The organism is Nocardioides sp. CCNWLW216, from assembly GCF_037120545.1.
GTDB lineage: Bacteria > Actinomycetota > Actinomycetes > Propionibacteriales > Nocardioidaceae > Nocardioides > Nocardioides lianchengensis.
In genome coordinates this window covers 164150-179841 of record NZ_JBBBBJ010000002.1, presented here as the reverse complement: position 1 = coordinate 179841, position 15692 = coordinate 164150, and the positions used below count along the sequence as shown (strand labels likewise).

Sequence of the window (15692 nt, the reverse complement as noted above, 5' to 3'; positions counted from 1 at the left end):
GCCCGGGCGGGCAACCCCTCCACGGCTGCGCGCCCACCCGCAGGCGCCCCATGAAGCACGCGTCGCCCCGAGAATAGTTCGGTGGACACGTGTCCACTAGGGCCACGAGGGTGAAAGGCCGGGTTACGACACGTCCTGCCGGAGCCCTAGTGACGTCACAGGCTTGCTTCGCGCATCCGGACGTCGAGCTCGGCCGAGCAGCAGGCTGCCAGGTCGCGCATCATGAGGATCTCTGCCGAGGTCCATTCGCGCGGCTCGTGGTCGATCGCGCACAGTGACCCGACGACGACGCCGCGCTCGTCCATGAGTGGCCAGCCGAGGTAGGCGACGACTCCCATGTCGCGGATCGCGCCGTTGGATCGGAGCTCGGGGTCCTCGCGGGCGTCGTCGACGACCAGACTGCGACCACCCTGAACGACGTGCTGGCAGAACGAGTGCGTGAGCGGGCTGGCTCCGGTGGTGCAGTAGGGCTCCGGCAGTTGCTTCGCCCCGCCCAGGAACACCTGGTGTGCGGACTCGAGGACGGTGACCAGGGCAACCGGCACCCCGATGGCGTTGCGGACGATACGGGCGTACCGGTCGAACGGGTTCTCGATGTTCGGCACGTCGACCATCGGTTCGTCTCCTCGCGTCAATGCCAGGAGGATCCTCGGCACCGATCAAAGGTCGTTCGACCTTCAACTTGTTTGACCCAGGATATCGACGGCCCACGTTGGCACGTTTCATCCGTTCGGGCGAAGCGCGCTCACGGTGTCCGAGATCACCGCGTGACCAGGCATGCGATCCTCGGTCGAGGAGCACTCTTGCGGCCATGACTCACGGAGATGAGTCGTGCTCGGGCTCGACCTTGAACACCTGTAGGAACTGCGGACATGCCTGCCGTCACGATCCGCCCTGGTGGCGGAGAGCACTGTTCAGCGCCGGCGTAGGTCCCCACCTGCCGACACGCTGCGGCCAGTCGATCGCCCCGATGCGCAGATGCTCCTGCCGAGACCTGTGCCACGACGAACGTCCGAGATAGTGCTCCGACCGGGAGATCCGCCTGACGACCTCAGCCGGAGCTGCTCGGCCCAGCTCCTCATCCGGCCGGCCAAGCCCGCCGCGGTGGGACGGCGGGCCGCTGGCCCGCACCAACTGTCTGGCGCCCCCGGCAGGACTCGAACCTGCGACCGGCGGATTAGAAGAACGTTCACCCCTGGATCCGCAGCTGTCACCCACCTGCGTAGAGGGGCCAGATGCCCCTGGGGCCGCGGGATCCGAGCTCCCGACTAGTGCCGTGTGGTGGTGCCGATTGGGGTGTGCGTGCGGACTGATTGCGGACCGGCGGCCCGTGGCGCATGCTGCTACAGCACATCCCGAAGACACTTGTCAATATCAATGACCAAAAAGATCCGCGGATTGCTTGCGAGAGGCGGAATGCGGGTCTACTGTCATCTCATACGCAAGAAGCCCCCGACCAGTGTCCTACCACCAGTCGAGGGCTCGATCACAACTCCTGAAAGAGAGACAGTCGTGACCGTTCTTAGTGGCATTCTGCCCGCCCTTCCCGTCGCTAACCAGGTCGAGCTCCTTTCCGTGCCCGACAAAGGGGACGAACTTTGGGTCATCCCGAGCGCCGAGCTTGGTCTCATCGACCTGCCCCGGCTGCGTCACCTGCTGCCGGCCGACTTCGCCGAGGCGAAGGTGGTGGAGTGGCTGCCGTCGGCCGACTCCTGGTCTGGCGCCTGGATTCTCAGCAAGGCGGCCTGACATGACCGCGAGCAAGATCACCATTCTGGAAGTGCCGGCCACTGACTTTGCGGGCAGCTGGGCTGCCGCCGTCAATGAGGATGGAGAGGGCTACCTCATCCTGCCCCACAGTGCGACTGATGAGCAGCGAGGCGAAGGCCTACGCGAAGCGCTGGCCCTAATGGGTGGGGAAGCGGCTGCCTGACGGGAGACTGGGTCGGCTTCTCGGGGCCTGCCCCACGAATAGACGTTTGGCCCTCAGTAGGTCCAGGAGACACTAACTCCGAGGCGCTGGGCCGTGCCCGCCCGCTGCGTCCGCGGCACCTGTCCACGGAGACATGCACGTCACGGCCGGGCGACGGGGTGCCCCCTCCGCGACCTCTGACTTGACCCCCCGGTTTTAAATGCGGGCCCCCACCTCCCCCTTCTCATCACCTACCCCACCTACGTGGCTGGATGTCGCTAGGGGTCCAGAGGAATTGGCAGTATCAATTCACCTCTGCTGTTGATGCTGTCAAATTGGTGCCGGTTTAGACCACGGCTAAAGCGCGTTTCGCTGCCGCATTGGTGAGTCCTAGCCTGGGAATCATGTCGGCGAGATTTGGCGTAAGTGAACGGCGATGCGATCGATGTGGTTCTGCCGTTGGGGTGCGTCACCGCCACATCGTCGTCGGCGACCCCCGTAAGTACCTGGGCTTCGACGCTTGCGCGTCATGCGCCGGATCGGTGCCCCTGTCGGAGTGGGAGTCAGCCTTCGCCTACCGAGGCCGCGGACTGATGATGGTGGTCTCGGAGGACTTCATCGAGGAAGCCGCTCGACGTCCCGAGACCAGGCTGCCTGACCGCACCGCGGTGAGGAGACCTGGCCGATGAGCCAAGTGCGGTTCCTGTTGGCTGTGCTCGTCCTATCTGCGGGCGCAGGCTTCGGGGGCTCTGCGCTGGGTCTCGTGGTCTTCGGCGAGAACTTCCGCGGCGATCCTGGACCGCAGGGTCGGCCCGGAAATGATGGGCCGGCGGGACTACCCGGCCCTCCCGGGCTGGCGGGAGCTCCTGGACGAGATGGCGAGGATGCCAAGCCCTCATGGGTAGTACCTCTAGGAAACCTAGAGAGTCGCATCAATCGTCTAGAACAGCCCGCGCCATGCTTCCCGCGCGAGAGGGTGGTCACGAGCGTCGCGATCAATCCGATCTCAGGCGAACTGATGACCAGTTACGGCTGGACCTGTCGTGTCAGTTAGTTGCCGTGCTGTCTGCTTGAATCGAGCACATGGCACAGAAGGTAATCACTCAGCTGGTTGACGACATCGACGGCACGGACCTGGGCGACGGTGATGGCGAGACCGTCGTGTTTGCCTTGGACGGTCAGACGTACGAGATCGATCTGTCGACGAAGAACGCCGAGGTGCTTCGGTCTGCGGTGGCGAAGTACGTTGAGGCTGGCCGTCGCGTGGGCCGCGCGACCGGGCGGGCGAGCAAGCGCACTCAGTCTGGTCCGGCTGCCGCAGAGATCCGCGACTGGGCGCGGTCAAACGGTTTTGAGGTGCCAGATCGCGGACGGATCCCACAGGGCGTGCGCGAAGCGTTCGACAAGCGCTGAGTTGGAGGTGTTGAAGACCCCATGAATCGCGAGTGGGCGATCGAAAAGTTGACCGCCTGGATCGCTGCGGCTGAAGAGTACGACAAGCACAGCATCCTGGAAGGTGCGCATAGGCAGGCACTCGCTCGTCGGCTACTCAACCTCACGCCACAGGCCCAAGAGATCGTGTCACGACGTTATGAGGCTCCCAGCGGCCTGACACTTCAGATCGAGGAATGGGACTTCATGGCGGTGGGGCATGGAATCACCCTCGCTCGGCAGACGGTTGCTCGACTCCAAACGGAGGACGAGACGGAGGAGATGCTGGGGACTGCGGCGCCTCGAATCAAAGCCGACGAGCTCAATTCGATCGTGTGGGACGCGGCGAAGTCGCTCTGGGCCTCAGGCCACTACACGGAAGCAGTCAAGCGCGCTGCCACGTTCCTCAACGCTCACGTGGCTGCACTTGTCGACCGTAACGACGTCTCGGACGCGTCGCTCATGCGCGAGGCCTTCTCCAGCTCGCCCGCTGCTCCGGGCAGGCCTCGCCTCCGATGGGGCGGGACCGACGACAGCCTGACGGCGAAATCGATGAACGACGGACTGCGCTCGCTGGCGCCCGGCGTCTACCTAGCTATTCGTAACGTGACCACGCATGACGCAACCGACCTCAGCATGCAGGTGGCCTTCGAGCAGTTGGCGACACTCAGCCTTCTCGCCCGCTGGATCGATGAGTGCCGGGTCGAGTCAGGCGACTGACTGATCGAACAAAAGTTCGACTATGGTCGACTGGTGATCATGCGCGCGACGACCCGGCCCACGGACAACCCGAACGCGGCCGGCACGGTCTATGACGTTGAGCGATCTGACTACGACGCCTGTATGGCTGTCGTCCGCGCCGAGCTGTCCGCAGGCCACCGGCTCCTTAGTGTCCAGGTCGATCGGCGCTGAGCGTGCCGCGGCACAACCCGAGCTCTGACCGCGTCACGATGGCCAGGCTGAACGGCACGGCCACTCGTCACGTACACGCGAAGAGCCCGGTAGCCGTCGCCGTGGCCGAGCTCGTCGAGATCGCCACCGAGCGGACCAAGGGGCGTGCGCCGGTCCTCCGCGTCGACCTGCTCTCGGAGACCGCCGGCGCGATGCTCGGCGCCTGGCAGGCCGACCCGGTCAAGGTATGGGCGGGGGAGGCTGCCGCACGGCTTCTGATCGCGGCCGGCGGGACGGACGAGGAGATCGGCAGGGCAGCTGCCGCCGAGGTGATCAGAAGGTTAGGGCGACCGCAGCACTAGGAGCGGGACGTGTTGGTCTCGACGGGGGGCACGTGAGTCAGGGGCGAGTGGTCGCGCACGGCATCTCTGGGGCGACCTCGCTCGTCGATCCCATCGTCAGGCTGCTCACCTGCCCATCGACGAGCAGAGCGGCGTAAATCTCGCCCCCGTCTTCCCACCTGAGAGCCTCGGCTCCCTCGAAGCCCTCAATGAGACTCTCCGACTCCGCGGGTTCGCCGTTCGGCTCCCCGAGAAGGCGCACTATCTGGTCACGGCTATCTCCGACCTTGACGCTGCACCACGTTTCAGGACTGATCGTGCCGAGGTTGGGACTGGCAGTGCTGGGCTCGACTGGGGGTGAGTCATCGCGAGCCTGGGGTGTCGAGCACCCGATGAGGAGAAGTGGGACTGCAAGCAGCAGGGTGACGACGCGCTTCTCGTGCCTCATGGTGCCGGAGTGTGGCATGGCCACGATCGCGGTTTGGACGTTTCGCGGCAGAGGGTTGGTAGGCATCATCACCGTCGTGAGCGACGACTCTGACTGGCTGACGTGGCCCCAGGCGGCCGAGCTCGTCGGCTGCCCGGTCACGACGATCGAGACCTACGTCCGCTCGGGTCGCATTGCCCGTCGGCCTGGCCAGGGGCGCCGCGGCGGCAGTCTGCAGCGCGAATCCGTCGAGGAGTTCGCCGTCTGGTGGCACGCGAAGACCGCGGCCCTGGAGCAGCGGATCGCCGCACGCAAGGCCCGCCAGATTCAACCGCCCGAGCCCGAAGGGTGGATCCAGGCTACCGAGGCTGCCGAGCGACTCGGGTATGCCCACAGTGACCACGTCGTCTACCTCGGGCGGCAGGGGCACCTGGAGACCCGCAAGGTCGGCGTCCGCTGGTGGGTCCGCGAGGCCGACGTGACCGCCTACGCGGACGAGCGGGACCAGTGGGTGTCCTGGCTGAAGGCCGCCGAGATCGTCGGGTGCTCGCACGAGACCATCAGGCGGGCCGTGGCGGCGGGCAAGATCGAGAAGAGGGACGTGCACCGGACGCAAGCTTCGCTACGGCGGGAGTCGGTTGACGCTTTCAGACGCTCGCGCCATCACGAGTAGGTCACTGCGGAAGTTCTTCGCCCTCGCTCAATAGGCGAACGAATTCATAGCGCTCGGCTCCTTTGACACCGACCTTATTGGACTCAACGCGTTCGCGAAGCAGGACATCTACGTTCTCGCCCAGGTCAAGACCTAAACGGATCACGTCGCTCTCATCGCCCGGAACGTGGATGTCGTAGCGGCGAGCAGTCCGGTGTGGTGCCACCTTGACAGAGAAGGTGCCCGCAAGGGAGAGAGCAACCACGCGACCTGAGACGCCAAAGACTCGCTCCTCCGGTTGCTTTTCCCAAAGATGTGAAACCCACTCAAGGGTGGGTTTCGACAAGTTGGTTCGTCTGCGTCGGCCCCTAGCGTCCTGCCACGACATCTCAAGTTCGAGATCGTGCGCACGAAGGGTGTCGGTCAGGACTTGGAATCCTTTCAACAAGTCTGCGCGATTCGAGTACTGGCGCATATCGCCCTGGCTCTCGGCGAGATCGTGAAGCGCAAAGACCCGCCGTAACGCTGAGTCCAAGGGATCGGACTCCACGTCAAGGTCGTGTTCGGCGTCAGTGACGTCCTTTGAGGGCTCGAAAAAGAGAACTGTGCTGCCATTCCCAACCCCGACGAGATCGAGCACGAGAGCATCGCCCGACGCGTCTTTGTCGGCAGCTCCACGGACCTGCTTGGTCAAGCCGTCGAGAAGGTCCTCCGTCACTTCGGTCGACAGGCCACCGTTCCGACGCAGATTTCCCTTGACTCGCATCGAAAGAGAGCGGCCGAGCGGAGCCGGAAGGCCGTAAGCCTCCAACGCGTCGCGCAGGTTCTCGTTGAGGGCATCGTCGAACTGCTCCTCTGAGAGATTGGGTGCATCCGCGACGTATCTGCGTGCTTCCTCTCTGCTGACGGGCTCCGTGAACGCCACGAGCTCTTCCCTGCTCACAGCATCACCTCCACGTAGCCGCGCTTCCACTCGCAAGTATCCGCGCTCGGGGGGCCCTTTGGCACCCCAGTTGGTCTTGCCCGCATCCACCAGTCGTCGAACCCTCCGCGGTAGCCGACGTACTCCCGCTCCTGGTCCGTCAATCTCGAGAGTACGAACGGCGACACAACCGGGCGGTAGCGGACGACGATCGGCTCGATGCCGAGCTCGGGCTTCACTGCCTTGCGCGACGACAACTTGGCGAGAGCCCCGTTGCCGGGCTTGCCCTTGCAGGCGTCCAAGGCCGCGCCATCGGCGAACAGCATCAGGTCTAGGTTGCCGGGGTCGAGACGGTCGGAGACGAAGCTGCCGCCGAACCAGAGGGACATGAGCACATTTGCCCCGTTCAGGTGCTGTGCCATCTGCTGCTCGTAGGCCACCCAGCGACCCAGGTACAGGCGGAGGTTTGCCCACAACTTGGGCCGCTCCGTAGATGTGGCGAACATTGCGTCGTCTACGAACGCGGCCTGCACCTCCGCCAAGGTGGCGGTGTGACGCCCGAGCGGCAAGTACCCGTTGCCTGGCGACAGGGGAGGGATGGACATCTCTGCTTCCTGGGTCACGGGCGCCTCATGAGCGCCTGGGTCCGTAGAACCTAGTGGCCGTCAGGGTGAACACACAGCAGATCGGCAAAATTCGTGTAGTTACACCCCAACCGCGAGTTGGCCCTGGTCGCGCTTTATTGCAAGCTTGGCCCACTTGGCGGCGACGAGCGGAGTGTCGGGAAGCAGCATGACGTGCTCGACGGCATCGAAGCTCGACCCGATTCGACGGAGCCGTCCCTCACGCTGGCGCTCGCGGGCGGGGTTCCATGACACATCCAGCGAGATGAGCGTCCGGCAGTGCTGCAGGTTCAGACCGCGCTCCAGGACGCGACTGCCCAACAGGATCTGCGCTTCGCCCGAGCGGAACCGCTCGACGGCGGCAGCCCGCTCGTCCTCCTTCACCTTGCCCTCGATGCGGGCGTAGCTGATGCCGCGGGTCTGGAGCTCCTGCTCAACGAGGTCTAGGACGAACAGCAGCTCACAGTAGATGACCACCTGCTGGCGGTGTCGCTTGTGCAGCTCAACGAGTAGCGCGTCGATGAGCGGTGAGTCGGAGCGGAAGGCCTTCGAGAGCGCGTCCATCGCTTGCAACGTTGCGCGCCCTTGCCGTTGGGACGCTGCGTCGTACTCCTGCTTCTGTGCCGGCGACAGAGGGATGGTCCTCTCGATTCGGACCACGTCCGGGAGCGTCAGGCCGGCGGCTGTGACGTCTCGGTGAAGCATGACGCGGCTGAGCAGGTCGCGCACCTCGGGAAGCCTCGACTCGACCCAGCCGACCGGCCGGTTCTCCCACTGGCCGAAGGTGACCTCGCGCTTCTCCCACTCGACGAACTGGTTCTTGAACACGCCCTCGCCCCAAAGGCCGGGCACTCGCGCAGCGCGGAGGAGCCAGTAGAGCTCCATCGGGTTGTTCTCGTACGGGGTCGCCGTCATCGCCAGGACTCGGTCGGCTCGCCCGGTCAGCAGCTCGATCGCCTCGAAGCGGATGCCGCCGCCCTTGATCTTCATCGCCTCGTCGAGCACGACCAGTGCCGGCCGACCGACCTGCGCAAGCCAGTGTCTGCGGGAGGTTGCCCACTCATAAGAAACGGTCAGGACATCGGGCCCCAGGCCGTACTTCGCCTTGAAGATGCCGCGCTGCTTCTGGCTGTCCCGCAGCTCCGGATCCAAGCTCGTTGCCACAGTGAAGTCGGGCAGGAACTTCTCGACCTCAGCTCGGTCCTTCGATTGCAGCGGGGCGTCAGTGATCCACAGGACCCGGCAGATCGAGTTGCCGTGCCGCGGCAACTGTCCGGCGGCATCCAGCTCGCCGATGTAGGCGAGCGCCTGGACGGTCTTCCCGAGTCCGACGTCGTCCGCCAGGACGGCGTTTGGGCGCTCCAGGAGCCACGCCAGTCCTTCGGACTGATGGTGCTTCAGAGAGCCCCTGAAAGGCCCGGAGATCGGCCCGAATGAAGGCTTCCAATTGGCGGCGGTTGTGCTCATTTCTGATGTCCTTTCGGTGCCCAGGAAGCCCCTGGGGCGACCCCCTGTAGGCCCCCTGGCAAGGGGCCCCTGGAGACCGGCGAGTGGCGTTGTGGATTGGAGGCGAAATGCCGAAGGCGGGCCGCCTCTCGGCGGCCCTCAGTAACTGCTGGGGTGGTGCTGGTTGGGGAAGGAGTAAGGCGAGGAGCCTTGGTTCTCGGACGGGCGCGGTTCGTCCAGCTACGCGGCTGGGTCGTCGAGCTCGTCGGGGTGGAATCGGGCGAGGTACTCCTGTCGCTCGCGCTGCAGTTGCGCGACGCGACGTTGGTTCTTGCCCCTCACGCCTAGGAGGCGGGCGAGACGGAGCAGGTCTTCACCGGACGGCTCCAGGCGGACCCAACGGTGGCCAGCCCGTCTGGCGAGACCGGTCTCGTCGAGCCGGCGAAGATGGCCGAGCACGGTGTTGTGCGCGAGCTCCCCGGGCCGAAGTTGAGACACCTCGGCCGTCTTGGTCGGCACCTCGGGGAGGGCCTCCCAGGTCTCTCGAACGGATGCGCCGAGCCCAGTTCCGTTACTGAAGACGTCTGCCAATAACTGCGCTTCCTCAACACACCTAGTCTTCGGACCCCCGTAGAAAGGCAAGGTGTGTGGCGAAGTAGAAGATTTAGTGGGTACGTCAGTAACCACCCGGTAAGAGCAAGCGTGACGATGAAGCCTGCTCTGCTCCGCTACTCGCTCTAGATAGCGGTCCGTGCACAGGCGGCGTAGAGCCGCCTGGACGCCGCTCGTAGAGAGGTTCGACAGTTCCGCCAACTGCCTGATCGAGGCGTTCACGGTGAGGCTCGCGGCAGCGATGCCGAGTTCCAGCACTGTTCGGTAGACGCGCCGGTCGTTGGCTCCTGTCCGCGTCCGCCACTCCATCGAGGGGATCGACGCCAGTCGACCCTCCAGGGTCTCGCGGTTGCGAGACACCGGAGGGTGCTCGCGCACCCATCGGCAGGCGTCCGCCCAGACCCGCTCGACGTAGTCGCGCTGCCGGCCGCCGTCCAGCTCCCAGTACTTCGAGGTGACCGCGTTCTCCTGCTCCCGAAGCAGGTCGACGAGGTCGGACTGAGGCCTCCGAGCGTTGATGAGGCTGACCGCCGCCCGATGGATGGTGCGTCCCCGGTCGATGACTCCACGCCTGATGACGACGGCATGGGGTTCTAACCACCGCAGTGAGTCGATAGCCAAACGCGGAATCGGCTGCGGACGGTGCCGCTGGAACAGGTTCAGTGCAGCATCAGGCCCCGGCTCCAGCACTTTCGACCGTCCGCCGAGCCGATGGGGCGCGTAGGGCGGTCGGGTGGCGTTCCGGCGCAGCTGGGACCAGGTCCGCGGCGCCCCGGCCAGGGCCTCTGCCTGCGTCTTGAACTGCTCGTAGTTCCACCCCGAGGGGAGGAGCACCCACAGATGCCGGTGCCCCTCCCGTCCCGACTCGACCGTGACGAATTGGCATCCGCGCGGCCCCAGCGCCTCTCGGGTCCGACCTGCCCAAAGGCGGTCAGCCGGCTCGTCGATGTCGACCGCAAGCATGTGATCGCACGGCTCGACGGCGAACGCCTGTCCTGACTCGACAGCGGCCTCTACCGAGACCCAATCGCCCGCGGCGCGGTTGTCCTCGTCGATGAGCAGGGCCGAACCGCCGGGCTTGACGATCGCGGCAGCGAAGGCCTGCGCCCACTCGGCCTCACTCCGCGTCGACAAGGTAGGGATCCCTCTCGACTAGGCCGTTCCAGACGAACTCCTCGAAGTAGGTGTTGCTCTCCACGAGAGCGCCCATGATGGCTGTGAACGCCTGCCGCAGGTCCGCGTTCGCCTGCGCCTCGTAGCCACCTTGGCCAGCCTCCTGCCGCGCTTGGAACGCGGCGCTGAAGTAGTCCCGCAGCTTCAGATAGGAAGCCAGGGTCTGTATGTCTGTCCGCTCGGCATCGTTCGCCAGCACCGGGGTCGACACGATGGTCCGCATGTCGTCCAGGTAGCGGTCGAACTTCGTGGAGTCGAACGTGCCGTAGGCCTGATCGAAGGCATAGTTCTCCGACCGCAGCTGCTCGACGCCGGCACGCTTCAGCGCGACGAGGACAGGTGAGGCGTTGTAAGACGCCAAGCCCATCTGCTGCGCCTGGGCCGTGAGCGCTGCCGTGAGCTCGCCGTAGCGCTGCCACCCCCGCCGCTCCAACTGCTCGTCGAATGCCTTGCTGGGCTCGTCGTAGGAGTAGTACGTCGCACTGTCACCGGGACGGATCTGCTCATCCCGGAGCCACCCGCGGGCCTCCGGGCTGTACTCGCCCAGCGTTGCGTTCTGATCGACTAGATCGGCGGCATACGCACCGATCACCACGCGGGACAGCGCGGGGTCGACCTTCGTCAGCACGTCCTTGTAGTGCTTGATAGCGCCGACCGTGGCGGCGTCTGCTTCCACCCATCCCGGGTTGTTCGAGGTGGAGTAGATGAGCGGCATGTAGGCCGCTCCCCAGCGCTCCTTGAAGCGCTCGTAGGCCCACTCGAAGTCCTGACCCTCAGCACGCGCCTGCTCCTGGATCTTGTACCAGCCCTGCTGGACCACGTTGTACTTCGACCGTGGCGAGGCGGGGGTGGGGGAGCCGGCGTTCCAGAGGAACCGGTGGAACATCTGCGTGGTGGCCTCGGTGCCAGCGCGCTCGACGAGCTCGTTGGCCTCCTGCTTGTTGGGCTCGCGCCCGTTCTTCAGCTGGAAGTCGACGGTCAGGTCTTGCACGTGCTGGCTGAACGCGGCGTTGTACTCGCGTTCACCCACTCCAACAACGGACGGGTCGACCCCAGTCGCCCCGTAAGCCAGGGCAGACAGGCGCTTGAACGTCGCAGGCAGAGCCCCCTCCAAGGGGGAGGACGGCGGGTACGGGTTGAAAACCCGCGCCACCCGAGCGATCGAGGGCTCGTCGGCGTAGCGCTGAGCGGCCCACTCGACGGGGATCGACACGAACGGGCCGATGCCCGGGTTGGTCAGGCCGCCCTGGAGGACGATGTTGAAGGCCTGCTCGTTGATCGACCACGACGACTGGTTCACAGTCGGGTCGTCGCCGCCGAACGCCTTCGGCATCTGGAGAAGGATCCGGTGCTCCCGGGAGATGGGAGAGCCGGGCTTGACCAGATCGCCGTTCTCGTCCACCTCGATCTGGAGGTAGCGGGGAACGTCGAACGCCTGGGTGTAGCGGCGGATGATCTGCGGATTGTCCGCAGCGATCTGCCACCAGCGCGCCACACCCTCCTGGTGCGCCGCGAAGAACGGCGACACGAAGCGCATGACGTGCGCGGCGTGAGAGTGCGCCGAGACGTCGAACAGCGTCTGCCGCAGGTCGCGCAGGGCGAGCTTGCGGGCGGTGTGGCTGACGTCGTCCAGGTCCGCTTGGGTGAAGCGGCCCGTGCCGCCGGCCTTGCGCACGGCGTAGACGTCCTTCGCGTGGCTCTTGTAGAGCGCGTTGAAGTACGGGTGCCGCGAGAGCCGGTCGGTCGGGACCTCAGAGAGGTACTTGAACATCCGGTTCAGCGTCTTGGCCACACCGAGCGTGGCCGCGGAGGTGCCGAGGTTGTCAGCAACCGCACGGCCGTGGACCGCCGGCCGCATGGCCGGGTCGGTGAACATCTTGTTCAGCTGGCCCGCCTTGACGCGGCCCGAGGCGACCTGTTCGCGCAGGGCGTCGGTCGGGATGTAGTCGTGCACCAGCGCCTGCACGCGCCCACCCCAGTCCTCGGGGTCGTGCGCGAAGTGGCTCAGGCGTGAGCGGAGCTGCGCCTGCTCGGGGGCCTTGACCCAGCGGACGAAGTCGTCCAGGGAGCCGCCGTTGATGAAGTGCATGGCGACGGGCGAGGAGCGGAACTGGTTGTTCAGCACGTCGGCCCAGGCGTGGACGTGACCAGGCTCGCCGGGCTGGATGGTGCGGTGCGCACCACCAGCGGCGGTGGCGTACATCCGGTCCTCGACACCCTTCAGCTGGTTGTCGAAGGAGCCGGCCGACGAGGTGACGTCGCGGAACAGCGAGCCGTACTCGCCGCCGAACGCGCCCTCGATGGTGTCGTCGCCGAGCTTGACGTCCGCCGAGCCGACCTTGCGAGACTCGGGAGCCAGGGGCTTCCAGCCGCCAGCGACAGCCTCGTCGATGGCCTCCAGCTCGCGCTTCAGGTCATCGGGGCCGTAGTCGCCCAGCTGCTCCAGCATGTACGCCTTGGCGCCCTCGGCGTCGGCGATCTTGCCCTCGGCCGTCTTCAGCTTCTCGGACAGCGCGGTCGTGTCGACCTGGATGCCGAGCGCGCGCTTGGTCTCCGCGTCCTCCATCTGCTTGCGCAACTTGGTGACGTTGCCAGAGTGGGCGCGGATGGAGGCGTCGAGCGACTTCAGCTCGGCACGGCGCTCGCCGTGCACGACCATGCGGTCGCCGTCGAGCTCGTCGAGGATCTCCTGGCGACGGACCTTCAGGTTGTGCAGGGCCTCCTTGCCCTGCTGCCGGCGGTCGAGGCGGTTGTACCGCCAGTTCGCGCCGACCTCCTTCAGGTTCTCGCCGTAGAAGGACGAGGCGCCCATCTGCGACCAGATGCGGAGGTGGTCGTCGGTGAGCACCCGCATCGGGTAGCCGAGGCGGAAGAGGACCGAGAACTTCCAGCCGCGCATGAACATCTGCCCGGCGTTGACGAGCCAGTCGGCGGAGGCGGCACGCGCCTCCAGTGCCCGGTCGACGCCCTTGACGCCGACCCGCTTAGCCTCGGCCAGACGCCCGAGCTGCTTGGACTCCTCGGTCCAGGCCCGCGAGAGGCGGGCCAGGTAGCCGTTGTCGCGCTCGACGAGCTTGCGAGCCACGTCGAGGTCCATGAGGGGCACGACGTTGCTGAGCTGAGTCTCCAGGAGCGGGAGCGAGAGCGGGGTGCCGTCGTCGTTGATCTGGTCGACGCGCCACTTGCCCTGAGCCTGCGCGCTCCAGCCGCTGCTCTGCGAGAGCGCAGCGGTGTCCTCGGCGCGCTGGGCGCTGCCCGAGCGGGCGAGCATGTCGGGCGTCTGCTGCGTGGCGGCGTAGGCCCGGCCCTGGATGCTGGCGCGGGAGGCGTCCCGCTTCAGAGCGTGCTCGGAGAGCAGGGTGGTGATGTAGTCGTCGTCGACCTGGCGACCGGTCTTCTCCGAGACCTGGCGGATCATCGTCTTCATCGAGGTCGCCTCGACCTCGTTGATGATGCGCATCTTCTCGGGCTCGGTCTTGGCGAGGAACGCGCGAGACAGGGTCTCCATGCGCTCGCCGGCCGGCACGTTGGCCAGCCGCATCATCGAGTCAAGCTGAGTCGTGGCGCCGCCCCAGTCGTGCAGGGACGCCATGCCGGTGAAGTGCGTCTGACGCAGGGCGTCAGAGACCCGCACGGGAGCCTTCGTGTACGGCGAGGCCATCAGGCCGACCGTCTTGACCGCGACCACCGGGACGGTGTGCAGTCCCCGCTGGAAGATCGTCGAGGCGGACTTCGCCTCGGTCGCCCGCTTGGCTGCCCAGCCGTCCAGTGCGCGGTGGGCGTTGTCGCCCGAACGCAGGAGGCCGGTCTCGTTCTGTCGCTTGACCGCCCGCTTGCCGGCGTTGTGCAGGCCCGGGGCGCGGGGAAGGGTGTGCTGGGTCTCCAGCATCTGGTCGATACGGGAGTTGAAGTCGTCCACGAAGCGGTCGATGTCGCCGCGGGAGTTCAAGTTGCCCAGCTGGCTCTCCAGCCGCTGGACGAAGGTCGGGTCGGTGCGCAGCGTGGGCTGCGCCGCGAGGGCCTTCAGGTCGATCGTCGAGCCCTTGGCCATGTTCGTCAGGGCGTCCGCCAGGTCGGCGGTCTCTGTGGACATGGTCCGCAGGCGCTCGATCTGGCTGGTGTCGCCAGCGGCGACGGCCAGGATGCGACGCTTGGCGTCACGTCGAGCGATCGGGTTGGCGATCTGGTTCGTGTCCGAGAGCAGGCCGGCGATCACGTGCGGCTCAGCGGCGTAGCGCTTCAGCTCGGGCGTGCCGTGCAGGATCTCCGGGGCGGACAGCGGGCGGGCGAGGGAGTTCTTCCCCTCGGTCCAGTCGAGCCACTTGTCGGTGCGCGACTGGAGGGTCGGCTTGAAGCGGCTGGTCGCCAGTCCCTGGTCGAGCGCGGCGTACAGGTTGCCGCGCTCGCCCGTGTTGAGGGCGCGCAGTTGGTAGGCGCTGCGTGCGGCGCCCACGCCCTTCAGGGCCAGGGCCGCCGGGTCGAGGGCGAGCATGGCCGACAGGTCGACGCCGAACCCGTAGATGCCGGCGACGGTCTGGTGGTCGCGGACGTTGTCCTCGCCGAGCGCAGCCGTGGCGTAGGTCGAGCCGAACGACTCGTTCTCCGTCTCACGGTAGGCGTCGGCCCAGGCCTGCGGGTCGAACGCCTGGCGCCAGTTGCTCGGGTCGACGAGCGCGCCGGGGTCGCTGAACACGAGCTGGTCCAGGCGACCACCGAAGGCCTTCTGCTGAAGGGCCTGCGTGGTGGCGAGCGGGTGGTCGACGGCGTTCTCGTACGCCCAGTTCAGGGCGCTCAGCGTGTTGCCCACCGCGGCGCCCGAGAGGGTCTGCGGGTTGAGGATCGGGTCCAGGGCCTGCGAGCCGCGCTGGCCCAGGGTCGAGACGATCGACCCGAAGTCGTCGTCCTTGTCATCGAAGGGCATGGAGGCGATGTCCACGACCGCGCCTACGGGTGCGGTGGTCGCTCCGCCGAGGCTCTTGGCGGTGTTCTTGATGCTGTTCCAGATGTCAGCCATGAGCGCTCGCCAGGGTCTTGCGGCGGGTCTCGACCCACTCGGCGATCTCGCTGAGCCGGTAGCGGTACTGGTTGCCCACCTTGAAGCGGGGTAGGTCGAGACGAGCTGCGTTGTCGTGCACCCAGCTCGTGGGTTTGTTCAGGTAGTCGGCCACCTCAGCAGTGGTGGCGAGCGGTTCTGTCGACGAGCGCACCGGTTCCTCCTGTACGGACCGTTGTTGCCTGGGCCTGTCCCGGGCTATCACGTAT

At 66.2% G+C, this 15692-nt stretch carries 15 protein-coding genes; 7 read left to right on the top strand and 8 right to left on the bottom strand.

The genetic code is table 11. The annotated features are described in order from the left end of the window. Nucleotides 1-155: 155 nt before the first annotated feature. On the bottom strand, nucleotides 156-614 hold the full coding sequence (locus V7S47_RS05205) for a GAF domain-containing protein (protein WP_336560571.1): 459 nt from the start codon (nucleotides 612-614) through the stop codon (nucleotides 156-158). 898 nt (nucleotides 615-1512) lie between these two features. Here V7S47_RS05205 and V7S47_RS05200 point away from each other — a divergent pair. From V7S47_RS05200 to V7S47_RS05175, 6 genes are all read left to right on the top strand, one after another. Next, on the top strand, nucleotides 1513-1749 hold the full coding sequence (locus tag V7S47_RS05200; RefSeq protein ID WP_336560570.1) for a hypothetical protein: 237 nt from the start codon (nucleotides 1513-1515) through the stop codon (nucleotides 1747-1749). A 1-nt stretch (nucleotide 1750) separates the two neighbouring features. Continuing rightward, nucleotides 1751-1933 carry a hypothetical protein gene (locus tag V7S47_RS05195; protein WP_336560569.1) on the top strand — a complete coding sequence of 61 codons (183 nt, stop codon included), beginning with the start codon at nucleotides 1751-1753 and terminating at the stop codon, nucleotides 1931-1933. A 1062-nt stretch (nucleotides 1934-2995) separates the two neighbouring features. Next, on the top strand, nucleotides 2996-3325 hold the full coding sequence (locus V7S47_RS05190; RefSeq protein WP_336560568.1) for a histone-like nucleoid-structuring protein Lsr2: 330 nt from the start codon (nucleotides 2996-2998) through the stop codon (nucleotides 3323-3325). A 21-nt stretch (nucleotides 3326-3346) separates the two neighbouring features. Then, entirely contained in the window at nucleotides 3347-4063 is a 717-nt protein-coding gene (locus V7S47_RS05185) for a TIGR02391 family protein (protein ID WP_336560567.1), read from the top strand. Between the two features lie 33 nt (nucleotides 4064-4096). After that, the gene (locus tag V7S47_RS05180; RefSeq protein WP_336560566.1) at nucleotides 4097-4255 is read left to right on the top strand and encodes a hypothetical protein; all 159 of its coding nucleotides are present in this window, start codon (nucleotides 4097-4099) and stop codon (nucleotides 4253-4255) included. A 101-nt stretch (nucleotides 4256-4356) separates the two neighbouring features. Continuing rightward, nucleotides 4357-4596, top strand: coding sequence for a hypothetical protein (locus V7S47_RS05175; protein WP_336560565.1), 240 nt, complete (start codon nucleotides 4357-4359; stop codon nucleotides 4594-4596). Nucleotides 4597-4633: 37 nt separating this feature from the next. On the opposite strand, the gene V7S47_RS05170 is transcribed toward V7S47_RS05175, so the two are convergent. After that, a complete protein-coding gene (locus V7S47_RS05170; protein WP_336560564.1) occupies nucleotides 4634-5023 on the bottom strand; it encodes a hypothetical protein in 390 nt (129 codons plus the stop codon). 16 nt (nucleotides 5024-5039) lie between these two features. Between V7S47_RS05170 and V7S47_RS05165 the strand changes: the two genes are divergently transcribed. Then, nucleotides 5040-5675: a hypothetical protein gene (locus V7S47_RS05165; protein ID WP_336560563.1), complete on the top strand. Its 636-nt coding sequence runs from the start codon at nucleotides 5040-5042 to the stop codon at nucleotides 5673-5675. A 1-nt stretch (nucleotide 5676) separates the two neighbouring features. On the opposite strand, the gene V7S47_RS05160 is transcribed toward V7S47_RS05165, so the two are convergent. From V7S47_RS05160 to V7S47_RS05135, 6 genes are all read right to left on the bottom strand, one after another. Next, nucleotides 5677-6597 carry a hypothetical protein gene (locus tag V7S47_RS05160; protein WP_336560562.1) on the bottom strand — a complete coding sequence of 307 codons (921 nt, stop codon included), beginning with the start codon at nucleotides 6595-6597 and terminating at the stop codon, nucleotides 5677-5679. Next, nucleotides 6594-7181, bottom strand: coding sequence for a DUF6932 family protein (locus V7S47_RS05155; protein WP_336560561.1), 588 nt, complete (start codon nucleotides 7179-7181; stop codon nucleotides 6594-6596). Before V7S47_RS05155 ends, V7S47_RS05160 begins: the two co-directional genes overlap by 4 nt. A 99-nt stretch (nucleotides 7182-7280) precedes the next feature. Next, entirely contained in the window at nucleotides 7281-8666 is a 1386-nt protein-coding gene (locus V7S47_RS05150) for a DEAD/DEAH box helicase (protein ID WP_336560560.1), read from the bottom strand. 219 nt (nucleotides 8667-8885) lie between these two features. Next, entirely contained in the window at nucleotides 8886-10391 is a 1506-nt protein-coding gene (locus V7S47_RS05145; protein WP_336560559.1) for a hypothetical protein, read from the bottom strand. After that, entirely contained in the window at nucleotides 10375-15444 is a 5070-nt protein-coding gene (locus V7S47_RS05140; protein WP_336560558.1) for a hypothetical protein, read from the bottom strand. Before V7S47_RS05140 ends, V7S47_RS05145 begins: the two co-directional genes overlap by 17 nt. Then, on the bottom strand, nucleotides 15437-15637 hold the full coding sequence (locus V7S47_RS05135; RefSeq protein WP_336560557.1) for a helix-turn-helix domain-containing protein: 201 nt from the start codon (nucleotides 15635-15637) through the stop codon (nucleotides 15437-15439). The genes V7S47_RS05140 and V7S47_RS05135 overlap by 8 nt, the downstream gene beginning before the upstream one ends. Nucleotides 15638-15692: the final 55 nt, after the last annotated feature.

Excerpts from the sequence above, each read along its gene's own strand:
- V7S47_RS05205 (WP_336560571.1), bottom strand. The coding sequence starts at position 614 with ATGGTCGACGTGCCGAACATCGAGAACCCGTTCGACCGGTACGCCCGT.
- V7S47_RS05195 (WP_336560569.1), top strand. The coding sequence starts at position 1,751 with ATGACCGCGAGCAAGATCACCATTCTGGAAGTGCCGGCCACTGACTTT.
- V7S47_RS05190 (WP_336560568.1), top strand. The coding sequence starts at position 2,996 with ATGGCACAGAAGGTAATCACTCAGCTGGTTGACGACATCGACGGCACG.
- V7S47_RS05185 (WP_336560567.1), top strand. The coding sequence starts at position 3,347 with ATGAATCGCGAGTGGGCGATCGAAAAGTTGACCGCCTGGATCGCTGCG.
- V7S47_RS05170 (WP_336560564.1), bottom strand. The coding sequence starts at position 5,023 with ATGAGGCACGAGAAGCGCGTCGTCACCCTGCTGCTTGCAGTCCCACTT.
- V7S47_RS05165 (WP_336560563.1), top strand. The coding sequence starts at position 5,040 with ATGGCCACGATCGCGGTTTGGACGTTTCGCGGCAGAGGGTTGGTAGGC.
- V7S47_RS05155 (WP_336560561.1), bottom strand. The coding sequence starts at position 7,181 with ATGTCCATCCCTCCCCTGTCGCCAGGCAACGGGTACTTGCCGCTCGGG.
- V7S47_RS05150 (WP_336560560.1), bottom strand. The coding sequence starts at position 8,666 with ATGAGCACAACCGCCGCCAATTGGAAGCCTTCATTCGGGCCGATCTCC.
- V7S47_RS05140 (WP_336560558.1), bottom strand. The coding sequence starts at position 15,444 with ATGGCTGACATCTGGAACAGCATCAAGAACACCGCCAAGAGCCTCGGC.